The following is a 16,362-nucleotide window of genomic DNA, read 5'->3' as shown; positions in this document are numbered from 1 at the left end:
CTATGAAAACACCCTCACAACCGCGCGCAATCTACTATGTCGTAGCGCTGCAAATCTGGGAATACTTCAGCTTTTACGGCATGCGTGCGTTACTGATCCTCTATCTCACCCACCAACTCGGTTATAACGATACCCACGCCTTCGGCCTGTACAGTGCCTATGCCTCACTGGTCTATGTGACGCCGATCCTCGGCGGCATCTTGGCGGATAAACTGCTCGGTAACCGCGTCGCGGTGATCACCGGCGCCGCACTGATGACCCTGGGACACGTCGTGTTAGGGTTGAGTGCCGTCTCCCCGTTCTCCCTCTATCTCGCCTTGGCCATCATTGTCTGTGGCTACGGTCTATTTAAATCGAATATCAGCTGCCTGCTCGGCGAACTCTACTCTGCAGAGGATCCACGCCGTGACGGGGGCTTTTCCCTACTGTATGCGGCGGGAAATATTGGCTCGATCATAGCGCCGATTGCCTGTGGTCTGGCCGCCGAGCAGTATGGTTGGCACGTCGGCTTCGCGCTGGCGGGGATCGGCATGTGCGCCGGTCTGGTGATTTTTATCTGTGGACACCGCCACTTCCGCCACACCAAGGGAATGAACGGCCCAGCGTTGCGCGCGCGTAAGGCGCTATTACCTAATTGGAGCTGGCTGGTGTTGGTCTTGGCCCTCTCACCGCTGTTGGTGGCCATCCTGTTCTGGCGCGACTGGTCCAGCTATGCCTTGGCCTTGGTATGCGCCGGGGCGATGATCATCCTGACCAATATCTTCCGTCGTGCGGACAGCGAGCAGCGACGTGGGCTGCTACAGATCATGATATTAATGGGGTTGGGTACTCTATTCTGGGCCTTTGCTCAGCAGGGCGGTAGTTCCATCAGCCTGTTTATCGACCGCTTCGTCGATCGCCATCTGTTCTCCTTCACCGTACCGACGGCATTGTTCCAGTCGGTCAATGGCGGTGCGGTGATGATCAGTGGCGTGGTGCTGGCCTGGCTGGTCAGTGAGCGTAGCGGTGGTAACCGTATCTTGCGTATCTGGGGCAAGTTTGCCCTCGGACTGGCGTTGATCGGCGCCGGTTTCGGCATCCTAACGTTCAATGCCCGATGGGCGGCGCTGCATGGTCAAGCCTCGATGGGGCTGACGGTGTTGGGCCTGGCGGTGATGGGATGCGCAGAACTGTTTATCGATCCGGTCGCCATGGCGCAGATCACGCGCCTGAAGATCCCCGGGGTGACGGGCGTCCTCACCGGGATCTATATGCTGGCGACCGGATCGGTAGCCAACTACTTGGCCGGGATCATCGCCAATCAGACCGCCGAGTCCAGTTTTGCCCATGGCGGCGAGGCGTTGACCCATTCGGTGATGGCCTATGCCAAGGTGTTTAGCGACATCGCCTGGGGGGCATTGGGCTGTGTGCTGCTGGTTGCCGTGATTTGGCTGGTCAACCTGTTGCTGCTGCGCCGTAGCGCGCCGCAGGTGGTGTCAGAGTAAAAGGGCTGCCCTCTTGGGCGGCCCAGCGGAGTGTGATAGCCGGCCCGGTCATTCTGTGAGTGGCGGGGCTTGCTTCTCGACGAATTGCTGGTTAACGTGCTGATACTTATCGATGCAGGGCGGTGTAAGCCGCGAATATTTCCATGAATACCCTAGATATCCAGATGCACATCGCCGACAAGCTAGCCGGGCGGCGGCACCTGTTGGTCGCCTTCAGTGGCGGCCTGGACTCCACCGTGCTGTTGCATGCGCTGGTGCAGTTGCGTGCCACGCGCCTGCCTCAGCTCCGCCTGCGGGTGGTACATGTGCATCATGGTCTGAGCGCTTTCGCCGATCAGTGGGTGGAGCATTGTGAGTCGGTCTGTCACCACTGGCAGGTGCCGTTGCATGTGTTACATGTGCAAGTGGACACCCAGCGTAATAGCGTCGAGGCGGCGGCACGCGATGCCCGCTATCGCGCTATCGCGGCGTTGATCGGCAGCCACGAGACGCTGCTGACCGCCCAGCATCTGGACGATCAGTGTGAAACGTTCCTATTGGCACTCAAGCGTGGCAGCGGGCCGACCGGTCTGTCGGCGATGGCCGAAAGCATGCCCTTCTTCGCCACTGAACAGCGGCGCCCTCTGTTAGGATTGTCCCGACGTCAGCTACTGAGTTACGCGCAGGCACACCACCTGACCTGGGTCGAGGATGATAGCAACGCCGATGCCCGCTTCGACCGTAACTTCCTGCGTATGCGCATCGTGCCACTGTTGCGCGCGCGCTGGCCACACTTCTCCGAGGCGGTGGCGCGCAGCGCTAGCCTGTGTGCCGAGCAGGAGCAGTTGCTGGATGAGCTATTGCTGGAGTCGTTACAGGCGTTGATGAGCGAGGATGATTCGCTGAGTGTCGACGGATTACTGCCGTTGTCCGAGGCCAAACGCTATGCGTTGCTGCGCCGTTGGATCGCCTGTTTTGGCGTCACCATGCCGACTCGTGAGCAGTTACAGCGCCTATGGCATGAGGTGGCCTTGGCGCGCGACGATGCCGAGCCACAACTGCATCTGGCGAATAGCCAGATCCGGCGCTTCCGCCGCCGTCTCTACCTATTGCCCGCGATGCGCTCGTTACGTGACGAGGTGTTGTCGTGGGATCCACGCCAACCGCTAAGCCTGCCCGATGGGTTGGGCGAACTGCAGCTGGGCTCTCGCGGGATCGCCGTTCGCGCGCCAGCGGCCGATGAGGCCGTCTCCATCCGTTTCTGTGCACAAGGGGTGCTGCGTATCGTCGGTCGGCGTCATTCTCGACCGATTAAAAAAATCTGGCAGGAGTTGCATATTCCACCTTGGGAGCGTGAACGGACGCCGATGCTGTATTATGGTGAGCATCTGATCGCCGCCTTGGGCGTCTTCGTTACCCAGGAGGGGCAAGCTGTCTCTGAAGATACGGCATGGAATATTCATTGGACGAAGGACTGGATGTAACAGGCGGGAGCAGTGTGCCCCCCAGGAGAAGAGAGCGATGAGAGTGAGATTGGGCGCGGTGCTGGTGTTGGCGTTGGCGACATCCTCCTGGGCGCATGCCGCGGGGGATAGCCTGGCCGGGCAGAAGAAGTCGGCCACCTGTGTGGCCTGTCACGGTGCGCAGGGGCAAGGGTTGCCGCCGATGTATCCGGCGTTGGCTGGACAGAGCGCGAGCAAGCTGGTCGAGGCGATGCAGGGCTATAAAGAGGGTACGCGGCAGGGCGGTCAGGCGGCGATCATGTCGGCCTATCTGGCACCGCTGAATAGCCAGGATATCGAAAACATTGCCGCTTACTATGCGAGTCTGAAACCGGCGGCCAAGCCGTGAGTGGTGGGGCGCATTGGTGCGCCCCGGCTAAGCGGTGAGGGTAGCCGTTACGACAGGCTAATCGTGATGGTGCCTAATTGGGGGTGGCTGAAGCTGGCGATGTGATCCAGGCGCAGCTCACGGCTCTCGCCCTGATGGGTGATCAGCAAATACTCGACATGTTTGCGTGAGATGAGGTCGCTCGCTAGGCCCTCCAGTGTTTCACCACTACGCAGGACAATGTGTAAAACCAGTCGATGCTGGCAGGCGAGTTCGAGGTTGTCGTAATCATCGCAATTGATGGCTTGGTACTCTTCAGTCGTCGACATAATCACTCACCAATAAGTTCGCGGCGGCATAGGCCGCCTGTTCCCTAACGGCTGATGGCAGCTGTTCATCGGCTGCGACCGCATCCAGTGCCTTTAAGACACACCCTATTGCATCGGGGATATAGCCGAGATCCCCGCTGGCGATCTCGGCATATCTACGCCGAACCAACGCAGAGTACTGTTGCAACGTCTTCTCCTATAGAGCGTAACCCGCTGGTGCTATCAGGCAAGCCCTTCATCGCGATGGCCTGCCCGCATAGATGATCGTGGGTGACTATATCACAGCCCCGAGCACCTCCACAGCGGGGGAGCGGCGGGCATGACGATAAAAATGCGCTTTTCCTTCGGCCTAAATTCGTGCCGCCGGGTAAAAACGGGTAAAATGGCGTAAAGATACGAAACGGGGAAGCCAATGGCACTGAAGGCAACGATTTATAAGGCCAATGTCAACATCGCCGACATGGATCGGCACCATTATCAAGATGCGACACTGACGTTGGCGCAGCACCCTTCAGAGACGGAGCAGCGCATGATGTTGCGCCTGCTGGCCTGGTGTTGCCATGCGGATGAGCGCCTGACCTTCACCAAGGGGTTATGTGCGGATGATGAGCCAGAGCTGTGGCTGCGTAACGATTATAACGGCGTCGAGCTGTGGGTTGAGCTGGGGCTGCCGGATGAGAAACGTCTCAAAAAGGCCTGTGCGCTCTCGCGTCAGGTGGTGCTGTATGCCTATAGTGAGCGGGCGGCGCGCGTCTGGTGGCAACAGAACCAGTCACGGCTAAGTACACTGCGTCCGCTAAGTATCTACTTTATCACCGACGAAGCGTTGAGCCAGCTGGCGGCACTGGCTACCCGAACCATGACGCTGCACGTCACACGTCAAGAGGGGCAGCTGTGGGTTTCCGACAACGAACACAGCGTCGAGATTACGTTTGACGTGTGGCAACAGGGCGCCGCCTGAGATGTTGCAGATCAACGCCCACCTGGTCATCCCCGATCGGGAGATCGTCCTGAGTGCGATTCGCGCCCAGGGTAACGGGGGGCAAAATGTCAACAAGGTCTCCAGTGCCATCCATTTGCGCTTCGATATTCGCGCCTCCAGCCTGCCGCCAGCTTACCAACAGCGGTTACTGGCGTTGCAACATCATTGGATTACGGACGACGGCATGGTGGTGATCAAGGCGCAGTCGTTCCGTACTCAGGAACAGAATCGGGCCGACGCCTTGGCGCGGCTGGCGGCCTTGATCCGCCAGGCGGGCGTGGTGGAAAAGACGCGTCGTCCCACGGCGCCGAGTCGGAGTGCTCGGCGGCGGCGTACTGATGAGAAGAGTCGGCGCGGAGCGGTAAAATCGCTGCGTGCGAAGGTGTCGTTGGAGTAGTCGATACCTTGCCTTTTGGGCCTCGTCGTCCCCCGAGTTGAGCGGGACGGTGAATGCCCCATTTGATATTTTATTCGTTGACACAGTAGGAGATAAACTGTGGGAAAACTGGCTATTTCGCTGCTGTTGGCGGCGGGGGTGATTACGCTATTCGGCTGCCATGCGCGCACACAATATGCCGAGCAACCCCTGGTGCCGATGGCGCAGAGTTTTCAGGGCATGCTACCGTGCGCCGATTGTGGCGGCATGGAGATGTCGTTATTTTTGGATAAGGACGGCAGTTTCGTCCTTAAGTCGACCTATCGCGCGACGCGTGACGGCGATCGGAGCTTCGCCGAGTATGGGCGCTGGCAGCGTACCGCCGACCGCTTAGTCTTGATCGGCAGCGATGGTGAGAAGCGCTATTTCCGCCCGGTGGGGAACGACATGCGTCTATTGGACAGTAGCGGCAACGAGATCGACTCGCCGTTTAACTATACCCTGAAGGCCTCGGCCTCCCCGTTACCGGTGACGGCGATGACCTTCAAGGGAATGTACCTGTATCAGGCCGATGCAACCACCTTTCATGACTGCGCCACCAATAACGTCTATCCGGTGAGCTCGACGGCAACGTTGGAACAGGCCTACCTGAATGCGCGCCCGTCGCCGGGGCAGGCGGTCTATGTCGAAATAGAGGGGCACTTCGCGGTGCTCCCCTCGATGGAAGAGGGGCAGGTGGCCAAGACCCTGGTACCGGATGGCGAGGCCCGTTTCGATGCCAGCGGCCACTGCCGCTAAAGGCTAAAGAGGGCGGGCGGAAGCCCGCTTATAATGAGTCGCTGTGGTAGAGTTGGACAAACTTATCCCACAGTTGCTCTTCGCTCTCGATGTGGGCCGGGTCGGGAATGATCGTGTTGTCGATCGGGCACACCTTGAGGCAGGTTGGTTCGTCGTAGTGGCCGACGCATTCGGTACAGCGCGCCGGATCGATCTGGTAGATCTGTTCCCCCATCGTAATGGCTTGATTGGGGCACTCCGGTTCACACATGTCGCAGTTGATGCATTTCTTGGTAATCAGTAACGCCATTCTTTTCTCTTAAAATCTATTAAATATCATCATGATATGTAGATTTCGTCCCTGTCTGCCATCGTACGCGCAGTATTCTTGCACAGTCCGGCTGAGATTGAAAAAGCTTTCTACGCGCGATGTCTCACGCTCAGAGTAGCGTCTTGACCAGATCGCGGCTATCACGAATATGCTGACAGGCCAGGTCGGCGTTCTGTTGCACCAGCCCCATATACAGCAAATCGGTCAGCGCACCCTGGGCCACGCGCGAGGAGATCGCCATTGCCTGGATGGCGTGATCGTCGGTGACGGTATATAGCGTCAGATCGGCTAACTCCTGTAAGGAGTTGGGGGGGAAGCCGGTCAGCGCTAAGACCTGCGCGCCGCAGCGTCGCGCCATGGCGGCGGCCGTGTTGACCTCTTTGCGCTCACCGCTGTAGGAGATGGCCATCAGCACGTCTTGTGGCTGCATGGCATGCGCGCAGGCGATCTGAACGTGTGCGTCGGACTCGGCATAGGCGGCCATACCGATCTGCATCAGTTTGTTGGCTAAGTCTTTAGCGACTAAGCCCGAGGAGCCGAGCCCGGCGATGATGATACGGCGGGCATTGAGCAACATCTTCAACGCCTGTTGCAATTGCTCTTCATGGTTAATGGTCATGGTAGCCTGGAGGGCCGCGATCTTCTCCGCCATCAACTTCTCGCCGACCAGCTTGAGCGAGTCCTGGCGCAGGATGCCGTGGTGGATCGGGGTTTCTCCACTCGGCGTTTGATGGCGCATCAGATAGGCGGCGATATCCTGTTTCAATGCCGGAAAACCACGGAATCCAAGCTTCTGTGCGAACTTGACGACGCTGGATTGGCTAACCCCGAGGGTATCGGCCAACTCCTGGGAACTCTGCTTCACTAAACGCTCCGGCGAGGCCAGGATAAAGTCTGCCAGTTTGCGCTCGTTCTGCGCCAGTGAATGATAAAGCTGCTTTATTCTCACCAGACTGCTCATAAATATCCCCTTTGCATGCCAGTCGATAGTTTGCCATAGTCGACGCCATGAACGTAAACCCTGCTTGCTATTGCAGCTCACCACCTCGGTGCGGGTTTGCGCGTCTCTGACGGTGACGAAAGGAGGGCGACCGATGTCACAACGACATCATGCGACGCGTCGGCAGGTATTTTTCGATTTGGACGGAACCTTACACCGCCAAGATCTGTTCGGCTGCTTTTTACGCTTTCTCCTGTGGCGCCTGCCCGCTAATTGGCCCCTGGTAGTATTGTGTCTCCCCCTGGTCGCCGTGGGGCTGTTGGCGGGGGGGCGGGCGGCACGGCGGCCGATTAGCTTGTTGCTCTGGAGCATCACGCTCGGCCATAGTGAGGCCACCTTACAGGCGCTGGAGGCCGCGTTTGTCGTCGCGTTTCGCCCCCGCTTACAGCCTTTCCCTCAGGTTCGGGCGCGGCTAGAGGCGTATCTTTCCTGCCCAGAGACGCGAGTCTGGTTGTTGACGGGCTCACCGCAGCAACTAGTCGAACAGGTCTATCGTGATAGCGGCCTGTTGCCTCGTTTGACGTTGATTGGCACACAGATTCGGCGTCGTTATGGTGGCTGGACCTTGACGCGTCGTTGTTTGGGGCAGGAGAAAGTACGCCAGCTGGAGCAGGTACTAGGCCGCCCCTTCCAGCTGTATAGCGGTTATAGCGATAGCCGCCAGGACGACTGTGTATTGCGTCACTGCCGCTTCCGTTATCGGATCGATCGTGACGGCGCGTTACACCGATTACCTTGAGGCGCGCCCCGCCGTGGAGATGGGGAGGCGCGCGATCCGCGTTACAGCGCGGCGCGGAAGATCGCCACGATCTCCGCATGGCTAGCTTGGATCGGGTTGGTTAAGCCACAGGCGTCTTTCAACGCGTTATTGGCCAGGGTATCCAGATCTTCCTCGCGCACCTTTAATTCGCGTAGACCGGCAGGGATCGCCACGTCGTGTGCCAGGCGGCGGATCGCCGCGATACAGGCATCGGCGCCTTGCTCATCGCTCATCCCTTGTACATCGACGCCCATCGCCGCGGCGACATCCTTCAGCCGGCCGGCACAGGCTCGGGCGTTAAACGCCTGGACATGAGGCAGCAGTATCGCATTGCAAACACCGTGCGGCAGATCATAGAACCCACCCAACTGGTGGGCCATGGCGTGCACATAGCCCAGGGAGGCATTATTGAAGGCCATCCCGGCGAGGAACTGGGCATAGGCCATCGCCTCGCGTGCGGCCATATCGCCCCCCTCATTCACGGCGGTGCGCAGATGGGCGCTGATCATCGTGACCGCCTTCAAGGCACAGGCATCGGTGATGGGCGTCGCGGCGGTGGAGACGTAGGCTTCGACGGCATGGGTCAAGGCGTCCATCCCCGTGGCGGCGGTCAGCCCTTTAGGCATACCGCTCATCAGTTTGGGATCGTTGACGGAGAGAATCGGGGTAACGTGTTTGTCTACGATAGCCATCTTGATGTGGCGTTGCACATCGGTGATGATGCAGAAGCGCGTCATTTCGGAGGCGGTGCCGGCGGTGGTATTGATGGCGATCAGCGGCAGTTGGGGATGCTGTGAGCGATCCACCCCTTCATAGTCGCGGATATCGCCACCATTGGTTGCCACGAGGGCGATCCCCTTGGCGCAATCATGCGGCGATCCGCCCCCCAGGGAGATCACACAATCGCACTGCTGCTCGCGCAGCAACGCCAGCCCTTCGGCAACGTTCTCGGTGGTGGGGTTAGGATGGGTCCCGTCATAGACCACGCTTTGAATGCCGCCCTCGGCTAACAGTGCCTGTACTTCCGCGACGACACCGAGACGATTTAGCACGCTATCGGTGACGATCAACGCCTGGCGGTAACCATACTCTTTCATCGTGGCGGTGGCCTCGTTCAGGCAGCCGCTGCCGATCATGTTCACACTCGGAATAAAAAACGTTGAGGTTGCCATCGACAACTCCTTTCATGTTATTTAATTAACATGAAAGATAGCTGTTTCAGGGTGAATTACAGCGATCTTGCGCACGGAATGGTGAAAATTAAATATTTAGGTAACTAACAAATGTATTTCTTTTGTATTGTTTAGTCATTAGTTATTGATTATTTGTTTGTTTTTATTGTGTTTAGCGTATTTTTTTGTCACGGCAGCGAGGAAGAGGGGAAGGGCGGTACGCGCAGTGACTGGGCGTGCCGCCGACTAACTGTGTGATTATTTTACCATCTCTTGGCTTTTTGCTACCTGTTTCAGGCCGCCTTCATTGATGGCGTGCTGGTAACCCATCTCTTGCAATAGCTGTTGCGCCTTGCCGGATTGATGTCCGCTGTTGCAGTACAGATGTAGCGTGTCGTTTTTATCTTGGGTCAGGCTGGCGATGCGTTGTTCCATCTGGCTGAGAGGAATGTTGTGAGCGCCTTTGACGTGCTCTTGCTGGTACTGCTCTGGTACACGGACATCGATCCAGTACTCTGCGGCCCAGAGTGGGGCTGAGGCGGTCAGTAGGCCAGCCAGCAATAGTGCGTGTTTCATGCGCCGAATTTGTGCAAACATCCAGGTATCTCCGGTAAATGGGGGTCATTGGGTGACGATGGGCCGATGGCGTTTTGCCTGGCGATTCGCCAACGCCTAAGCGATAGGCGACATATAGTATGTCTGTGATGTTTTCGCTGTCTGCTGCGATGCCAGCAAAATTGAAATAACGCTAATGGGAGGAGAGGGCTGTGTATAATGCGCGCCGGAAACCGAAGGGGGGATGGAGTGACACAACACGATGATAGTTACTGGATGCGCCGGGCGCTGGCGTTGGCAGAACGGGCCCGAGCGCAGGGCGAGGTACCGGTCGGTGCCGTGTTAGTCCTGGATGATCAGGTGATCGGCGAAGGGTGGAACCGGCCTATTACCCGTCACGATCCGACGGCACATGCCGAGATCATGGCGCTACAACAGGGGGGCGCGGTATTACAGAACTACCGCCTGCTGGAGGCGACGCTGTATGTGACATTGGAGCCATGCGTGATGTGTGCCGGGGCGATGGTGCACAGCCGTATCCGGCGTCTGGTATACGGTGCGAGTGACTTGAAAACCGGCGCCGCCGGCTCGTTACTCGATGTGCTCGGTCACCCGGGAATGAATCATCGCATCGAGGTGTGTGGTGGGGTGTTAGCCGAGGCGTGTGCGGCGCAATTGAGTGATTTTTTTCGCCAACGGCGGGCCCAGAAGCGCGCCGAGCGCGAGGCCCGGCGTCAGGCTGCGCCCGATGAGGGGGCGCAGGAGTAGCCGATCGTTACAGGGTGAGGCGATTGGCACTTAACGGCAGTGCGGCGTTACCGCGTTGCGCCAGCAGTGCCAGACGGGTCGCCTCGGCCGCCTCGCGCTTTTCCTTCTCCTGTAGATAACCGCGTAGGCTGACGGTATAGCGGCGAATATTCTCCACATATTGATAGGCTTCGTGGCCACGGGCGTAGCCATAGTTGAGCCGCTGATAGTATTTCTTCTGGCTCAGCAGCGGCAGACGTTGCTTAACGTCGGCCCAGCTATCGGGATCGCCCCCTTGCTGCTGGGTCAATTGGCGCACATCCAACATATGGCCGTAGCCCATGTTATAGGCGGCCAGGGCAAACCAAATCCGCTCATCTTCCGGGATACTCTCGGGTAGCTTGCTCATCAGACGCTCCAGATAGAGCGAGCCGCCCGCGATACTCTCCTCCGGATCGAGGCGATCCTTGACCCCCAGCCCCTCCGCGGTGGCCCGCGTCAACATCATCAAACCGCGCACCCCGGTCGGTGAGGTCGCCTGCGGATTCCAATGAGACTCTTGATAAGAGACGGCGGCCAATAGGCGCCAATCCATGGTGCGCGCGTGCTGGGTGAAGAACTCTTGCAAGGTCGGCAGCACGTTGTCGATGGCGGCGAGGAAGGTCCGTGTATCGACATAGTCGAAGCTGCCGACATGGCCGATATACTTTTCCTCCAGGCGCGCCAAGGTACCGTCCTCGGCGCTCTGACTGAAGAAGTCGAGCATCGCCGCATACAGGCTGTCGTCTTCATTACGATTGAGGTACCACATCACTGGCTCTTCATCGCTGATATCGAAGGCTACCGCGACCTGGGGATGAATACGCTGGAACAGGGCGATAACCATCGAGTCGGCCACCGTATAGTCCAGTTTCCCGTCGGCCACCTGCTTGAGGAGGTCGTTCGCTGAGAGGCGATCGCTATGCTCCCACTGCAGCTGGGGATACTTTTCCTGGCGATAGTGGTTCAGGGTGGTGATGTGCGCCGAACCGGATTGCACCTTGAGGGTGCCATTCAGTTCGCCGAGGTTGCGCGGACGCGCCTTACCCTGGCGATACACCAACTGTTGTGAGACGGAGTAGTAGGTCGGGCCGGTGCGGTAACGCTGCAGTCGCTCACTGTTGTAGAGCAATCCGGCGGCGATCAGATCGGCATCGTTGCTCTCCAGATCGTCGAACAGCTTGGGCAGGGCGGGGCGCACAGTCACGCGCAGCTTCACCCCCAGATAGTCGGCGAAGCGTTTAGCCAGCTCATAATCCAACCCGGAGAGCGTGTTGCCTTCGCGCTGGTAACTGAGCGGAGAGATGATGGTACTGACGCGCAGCTCTCCACGATCGAGAACCTGTTGTAGCTGATTTTCATTGCCGCTGCGCCACGGAATGTTGGGCCACAGGGCTAACGCTAAAAGCGCGCAGACAATACCGATAAGGTAATAATTATATTTTATACGTTTCAAATAGTTATCCCATGACGGTCTAGCGGGATGCGAGTGCTGGTGTTAAACGTGGAATAAAGGTCAAACCAAAAAAACAGGCGCATTTTGCTTAACAAAACGCCAGTGTGCAACTTTAACCGCATTTTGGGTCAATAAATAGGCGCTCAGGGCTATTTACAAGAAAGGCTACGCAAACGGTTTCGTCGCGCTGGGAGATTCACTATAATGGCGCCGGTTTCCCCCTGTTTCGCCCATTGAGGCGGCTGTAAACAGCTTCCTCGCAGACGAGAGAATTAAATCATCATGGAAATTCTGCGCGGCTCTCCCGCTCTATCGGCCTTTCGTGTTAACCAACTGCTCTCTGCCTGCCGGGATGCATCCCTGCCGGTGAACGCTATCTATGCTGAGTACATGCACTTTGCCGATGTCAGCGCACCACTGGACTCCGCGGCATACGCGACCCTACAACAATTGCTGACCTACGGGCCGTCGCAAGCCACGCATGCGCTGTCGGGACGGCTGCTGTTGGTCACCCCGCGTCCGGGTACCCTTTCGCCCTGGTCCTCGAAGGCGACCGATATCGCCCACCACTGCGGGTTGCATCAGGTTCGCCGCCTGGAGCGTGGTCTGGCCTACTACATCGAGAGTGAGCCGCTGAGCGATGCGCAATGGCAAGCGTTACAGGATCGGCTGCATGATCGCATGATGGAGTGTGTGTTCACCGATCTGGATCAGGCCCAGCAGTTATTTACCCAGCACGAGCCGCAGCCGGTGCAGTATATCGATATCCTGCAAGGGGGCCGGGCCGCCTTAGAGGAGGCTAACCTGCGCCTGGGGCTGGCGTTGGCGCAGGATGAGATGGACTACCTAGTGACGGCGTTCACCCGCCTGGAGCGCAACCCCAGCGACGTCGAGCTGTACATGTTCGCTCAGGCTAACTCCGAACACTGCCGCCACAAGATCTTCAACGCCGACTGGGTGATCGATGGTCAGACCCAGCCCAAGTCGCTGTTCCAGATGATCAAGAATACCTATCAGCAGACGCCGGATTACGTATTATCGGCCTATAAGGACAACGCGGCGGTGATGGAGGGATCGGCGGTCGGGCGCTTCTTCGCCGATGGCGAGAGCGGGCGCTATGACTTCCATCAGGAACCCGCGCATATTCTGATGAAGGTTGAGACCCATAACCATCCGACGGCGATCTCGCCCTGGCCGGGTGCCGCCACCGGCTCAGGTGGGGAGATCCGTGATGAAGGCGCGACGGGGCGTGGCGCTAAACCCAAGGCGGCGCTGGTCGGTTTTTCCGTTTCCAACCTGCGTATTCCCGGTTTTGAGCAACCTTGGGAGCAGGATTTTGGCCGCCCGCAGCGTATCGTCAGTGCCCTGAATATCATGACCGACGGCCCGTTAGGGGGCGCCGCGTTCAATAACGAGTTTGGCCGTCCCGCGTTACTGGGCTATTTCCGCACCTATGAGGAGCAGGTCGCCAGCCATAACGGCGTCGAGCTGCGCGGTTACCATAAGCCGATCATGCTGGCCGGTGGCCTCGGCAACATCCGGGGCGAACATGTCCAGAAAGGGGAGATTGCCGCCGGCGATCAGTTGATCGTGCTGGGGGGACCGGCGATGAACATCGGTCTGGGCGGTGGTGCGGCCTCGTCGATGACCTCCGGGCAGTCGGACGCCGATCTCGACTTCGCTTCGGTACAGCGCGATAACCCGGAGATGGAGCGACGCTGCCAGGAGGTGATCGACCGTTGCTGGCAGTTGGGCGAGGCCAACCCGATCCGCTTTATCCACGATGTGGGCGCGGGCGGCCTATCCAATGCGATGCCGGAGCTGGTGAGTGACGGCGGTCGCGGCGGGCGTTTCGAGTTACGCGATATTCCTAATGATGAGGCGGGGATGAGCCCGTTGGCGCTGTGGTGTAACGAGTCGCAAGAGCGCTATGTCTTGGCGGTCGCGCCACAGGATCTGCCGCGTTTCGCCGCCATCTGTGAGCGTGAGCGCGCGCCCTACGCGGTGATTGGTGAGGCGACGGAGACACGCGAACTGACCTTAAGCGATCGCCACTTCGCCAACCGACCAATCGATATGCCGCTCGACGTGCTGTTGGGCAAGACGCCGAAGATGACGCGCCGGGTCGATACCCTGCATGCGCCGGCCAATGTCTTGGATCGTGGCGTCATCGAGATCGAGGAGGCGGTTCGACGGGTGTTGCATCTGCCAGCGGTAGCGGAGAAGACCTTCCTGATCACCATCGGCGATCGCAGCGTGACCGGCATGGTGGCGCGTGATCAGATGGTTGGCCCCTGGCAGGTGCCGGTGGCCGATTGCGCGGTCACCTGCGCCAGCCTGGATAGCTACTACGGCGAGGCGATGTCGTTGGGCGAGCGTGCCCCGGTGGCGCTGCTCGACTTCGCCGCCTCGGCGCGTCTGGCGGTGGGAGAGGCGCTGACTAACTTGGCGGCCTGTCACATCGGTGACATTAAGCGCGTCAAGCTCTCTGCGAACTGGATGGCGGCGGCGGGACATCCCGGCGAGGATGCCGGCCTGTATCAGGCGGTTAAGGTGGTCGGTGAGGAGCTGTGTCCGGCGCTGGGTCTGACCATTCCCGTGGGCAAAGACTCCATGTCGATGAAGACCCGCTGGCAACAGGATGGCGAGGAGCGTGAAATGACCGCGCCATTATCGCTGGTGATCACGGCTTTCGCGCGCGTGGAGGATGTACGCCGTACCCTGACGCCACAACTGCACTGCACGCAGCCGAACGCTCTGCTGCTGCTCGATCTGGGTGCCGGGCGTAACGCCCTGGGGGCCAGCGCCTTGGCGCAGGTGTACCGCCAGCTGGGGGATATCCCGGCCGACGTGCGCGACGCCGCGCAACTGGGGGCTTTCTTCGCCGCGATGCAACAGTTGGTGGCGCAGGGGCTATTGTTGGCTTATCACGATCGCGGCGATGGCGGGTTGTTGGTGACCCTGGCGGAGATGGCCTTCGCCGGCCACTGTGCGCTGGATATCGACATCGCCACGTTGGGCGAAGATACGCTGGCGGCCTTGTTTAGTGAGGAGTTAGGGGCGGTGATCCAGGTGGCCCAGACCGATCTGGTCGCGGTGCAAGCCATCTTGGCCGAGCACGGTCTGGCGGCGATTAGCCACGAGATAGGCCAGGCGATGCCAGGCGATCGACTGCATATCCGCCATGGCGCGCAGCCGGTATACGACGAGAAACGCTCGACCTTACGCGCCTGGTGGGCCGAGACCACCTGGCAGATGCAACGCCTGCGTGATAACCCGCATTGCGCCGATCAGGAGCATCAGGGCAAGCTGCTAGAGGAGGATCCTGGGCTAAACGTGGCGTTGAGCTTCGATCCGCAAGAGGACATCGCCGCCCCCTTCATCGCCCGCGGGGCGCGTCCGCGCTTGGCGGTGCTGCGTGAGCAGGGGGTGAACTCGCACGTCGAGATGGCGGCGGCCTTCCATCGTGCCGGCTTCGAGGCGCTGGATGTGCATATGAGCGACATTCTCGCCGGGCGCCTCACCCTGGATACCTTCCAGGCGCTGGTGGCTTGCGGAGGCTTCTCCTACGGCGATGTGCTGGGCGCCGGTGAGGGCTGGGCCAAGTCTATCCTGTTTAATCCGCGTGCACGCGACCAGTTCGCCGCCTTCTTCCAGCGTCCGGAGACGTTGGCGCTGGGGGTGTGTAACGGCTGTCAGATGATGTCTAATCTGCGTAGTTTGATCCCGGGGGCTGAGCTGTGGCCACGCTTCGTGCGTAACGTCTCCGAACGCTTCGAGGCGCGATTTAGCCTGGTTGAGGTCAGCGATAGCCCCTCCCTGTTCCTGCAGGGAATGAGCGGGTCGCGCCTGCCTATCGCGGTGTCACACGGTGAGGGGCGGGTCGAGGTACGCGACACGGCTCATCTGGCGGCCTTGGAGCAGCAGGGATTGGTCGCTCTGCGCTATGTCGACAACTTCGCCCAGGTGACCGAACGTTATCCGGCTAACCCGAATGGTTCGCCGAATGGCATTACCGCCTTGAGCAGCCAGGACGGGCGGGCGACGGTGATGATGCCGCATCCGGAGCGCGTATTCCGCAGTGTGAGCAACTCCTGGCATCCGGCCGAGTGGGGCGAGGATGGCCCGTGGTTACGCCTGTTCCGCAACGCGCGTCGGGCGCTGGGCTGAGCCGGCCTGCGCGGCTGGCGTTTCGGCGCTGGCCGTGCGGTGCGCCAGTCGGCGGTGATCGACTGGCGCGCTGAACAGATTGCTCCTAATATTACAGAATATTAATCGCTGCTACTTTTTATTTGTCGGCAGTTGTGTAACCATATTAGTGGTTGCTCATTCAACTCTTTATGTCAGCGCCTTGATGGCCGGCTCCATAAAACCTCGAATGACGCCATTAGCACGGTGCCTACCGTCCGGAAATATCGATAACAGTCGCTTCGGCGCTTTATCAGGCACAGGACGACACGTTGAGTGAGGCGCCACCTATTCTTACCCTGTGCCAGATTGGCGCGGGTCGCGTACCGGGTTACTCCCCGGTGGCAATCATCAGGC

The 16,362-nt window shown here is 59.4% G+C and carries 16 protein-coding genes; 9 read left to right on the top strand and 7 right to left on the bottom strand.

Annotated elements, in window-relative coordinates:
- The first annotated feature begins 2 nt into the window (after nt 1-2).
- The 3 genes from dtpD (at nt 3) to DCL27_RS12805 (ending at nt 3,314) form a co-directional block, all read left to right on the top strand.
- Complete coding sequence (gene dtpD, locus DCL27_RS12815; RefSeq protein WP_035598494.1) at nt 3-1,484, top strand: dipeptide permease DtpD; 1,482 nt, start codon at nt 3-5, stop codon at nt 1,482-1,484.
- A gap of 143 nt (nt 1,485-1,627) precedes the next feature.
- A complete protein-coding gene (gene tilS, locus DCL27_RS12810) occupies nt 1,628-2,947 on the top strand; it encodes a tRNA lysidine(34) synthetase TilS (protein ID WP_005282988.1) in 1,320 nt (439 codons plus the stop codon).
- Nucleotides 2,948-2,984: 37 nt separating this feature from the next.
- Nucleotides 2,985-3,314: a c-type cytochrome gene (locus DCL27_RS12805; protein WP_005282990.1), complete on the top strand. Its 330-nt coding sequence runs from the start codon at nt 2,985-2,987 to the stop codon at nt 3,312-3,314.
- Between the two features lie 47 nt (nt 3,315-3,361).
- Here the strand turns inward: DCL27_RS12805 and rof are convergent, their stop codons facing one another.
- Nucleotides 3,362-3,622, bottom strand: a complete 261-nt coding sequence (rof, locus tag DCL27_RS12800) for a Rho-binding antiterminator (protein ID WP_005282992.1) — start codon at nt 3,620-3,622, stop codon at nt 3,362-3,364.
- The gene (locus tag DCL27_RS12795; protein ID WP_035598496.1) at nt 3,609-3,809 is read right to left on the bottom strand and encodes a YaeP family protein; all 201 of its coding nucleotides are present in this window, start codon (nt 3,807-3,809) and stop codon (nt 3,609-3,611) included. The genes rof and DCL27_RS12795 overlap by 14 nt, the downstream gene beginning before the upstream one ends.
- A gap of 225 nt (nt 3,810-4,034) precedes the next feature.
- Between DCL27_RS12795 and DCL27_RS12790 the strand changes: the two genes are divergently transcribed.
- The 3 genes from DCL27_RS12790 to nlpE all read left to right on the top strand — a co-directional run bounded on the left by DCL27_RS12790 (nt 4,035) and on the right by nlpE (nt 5,778).
- A complete protein-coding gene (locus tag DCL27_RS12790) occupies nt 4,035-4,583 on the top strand; it encodes a YaeQ family protein (protein WP_005282995.1) in 549 nt (182 codons plus the stop codon).
- Nucleotide 4,584: 1 nt separating this feature from the next.
- On the top strand, nt 4,585-5,001 hold the full coding sequence (gene arfB, locus DCL27_RS12785) for an alternative ribosome rescue aminoacyl-tRNA hydrolase ArfB (RefSeq protein ID WP_005282997.1): 417 nt from the start codon (nt 4,585-4,587) through the stop codon (nt 4,999-5,001).
- Nucleotides 5,002-5,100: 99 nt separating this feature from the next.
- The gene (nlpE, locus tag DCL27_RS12780) at nt 5,101-5,778 is read left to right on the top strand and encodes an envelope stress response activation lipoprotein NlpE (protein ID WP_005283000.1); all 678 of its coding nucleotides are present in this window, start codon (nt 5,101-5,103) and stop codon (nt 5,776-5,778) included.
- A 28-nt stretch (nt 5,779-5,806) separates the two neighbouring features.
- On the opposite strand, the gene DCL27_RS12775 is transcribed toward nlpE, so the two are convergent.
- Together DCL27_RS12775 and DCL27_RS12770 are read right to left on the bottom strand one after the other, a co-directional pair.
- Nucleotides 5,807-6,067, bottom strand: coding sequence for a YfhL family 4Fe-4S dicluster ferredoxin (locus tag DCL27_RS12775; RefSeq protein ID WP_005283002.1), 261 nt, complete (start codon nt 6,065-6,067; stop codon nt 5,807-5,809).
- Nucleotides 6,068-6,197: 130 nt separating this feature from the next.
- The gene (locus DCL27_RS12770) at nt 6,198-7,049 is read right to left on the bottom strand and encodes a MurR/RpiR family transcriptional regulator (RefSeq protein ID WP_005283004.1); all 852 of its coding nucleotides are present in this window, start codon (nt 7,047-7,049) and stop codon (nt 6,198-6,200) included.
- A 133-nt stretch (nt 7,050-7,182) separates the two neighbouring features.
- Between DCL27_RS12770 and yfhb the strand changes: the two genes are divergently transcribed.
- Entirely contained in the window at nt 7,183-7,827 is a 645-nt protein-coding gene (gene yfhb / locus DCL27_RS12765) for a phosphatidylglycerophosphatase C (protein ID WP_035598498.1), read from the top strand.
- Nucleotides 7,828-7,868: 41 nt separating this feature from the next.
- On the opposite strand, the gene yiaY is transcribed toward yfhb, so the two are convergent.
- A complete protein-coding gene (yiaY, locus tag DCL27_RS12760) occupies nt 7,869-9,020 on the bottom strand; it encodes an L-threonine dehydrogenase (protein WP_047060357.1) in 1,152 nt (383 codons plus the stop codon).
- Between the two features lie 258 nt (nt 9,021-9,278).
- Nucleotides 9,279-9,617 carry a thiosulfate sulfurtransferase PspE gene (gene pspE, locus DCL27_RS12755; RefSeq protein ID WP_035598968.1) on the bottom strand — a complete coding sequence of 113 codons (339 nt, stop codon included), beginning with the start codon at nt 9,615-9,617 and terminating at the stop codon, nt 9,279-9,281.
- A 207-nt stretch (nt 9,618-9,824) separates the two neighbouring features.
- Between pspE and tadA the strand changes: the two genes are divergently transcribed.
- Nucleotides 9,825-10,343, top strand: coding sequence for a tRNA adenosine(34) deaminase TadA (gene tadA / locus DCL27_RS12750; protein WP_005294991.1), 519 nt, complete (start codon nt 9,825-9,827; stop codon nt 10,341-10,343).
- Between the two features lie 7 nt (nt 10,344-10,350).
- Here tadA and mltF read toward each other — a convergent pair whose 3' ends face one another.
- Entirely contained in the window at nt 10,351-11,817 is a 1,467-nt protein-coding gene (gene mltF, locus DCL27_RS12745; RefSeq protein ID WP_035598971.1) for a membrane-bound lytic murein transglycosylase MltF, read from the bottom strand.
- 279 nt (nt 11,818-12,096) lie between these two features.
- Between mltF and purL the strand changes: the two genes are divergently transcribed.
- Nucleotides 12,097-15,987 carry a phosphoribosylformylglycinamidine synthase gene (purL, locus tag DCL27_RS12740; RefSeq protein ID WP_109691488.1) on the top strand — a complete coding sequence of 1,297 codons (3,891 nt, stop codon included), beginning with the start codon at nt 12,097-12,099 and terminating at the stop codon, nt 15,985-15,987.
- Nucleotides 15,988-16,362: the final 375 nt, after the last annotated feature.

The organism is Edwardsiella tarda ATCC 15947 = NBRC 105688, from assembly GCF_003113495.2.
Classification (GTDB): Bacteria; Pseudomonadota; Gammaproteobacteria; order Enterobacterales; family Enterobacteriaceae; genus Edwardsiella; species Edwardsiella tarda.
Note: the sequence above shows the minus strand (reverse complement) of the source record. Positions and strands in the feature narration are given on the sequence as shown.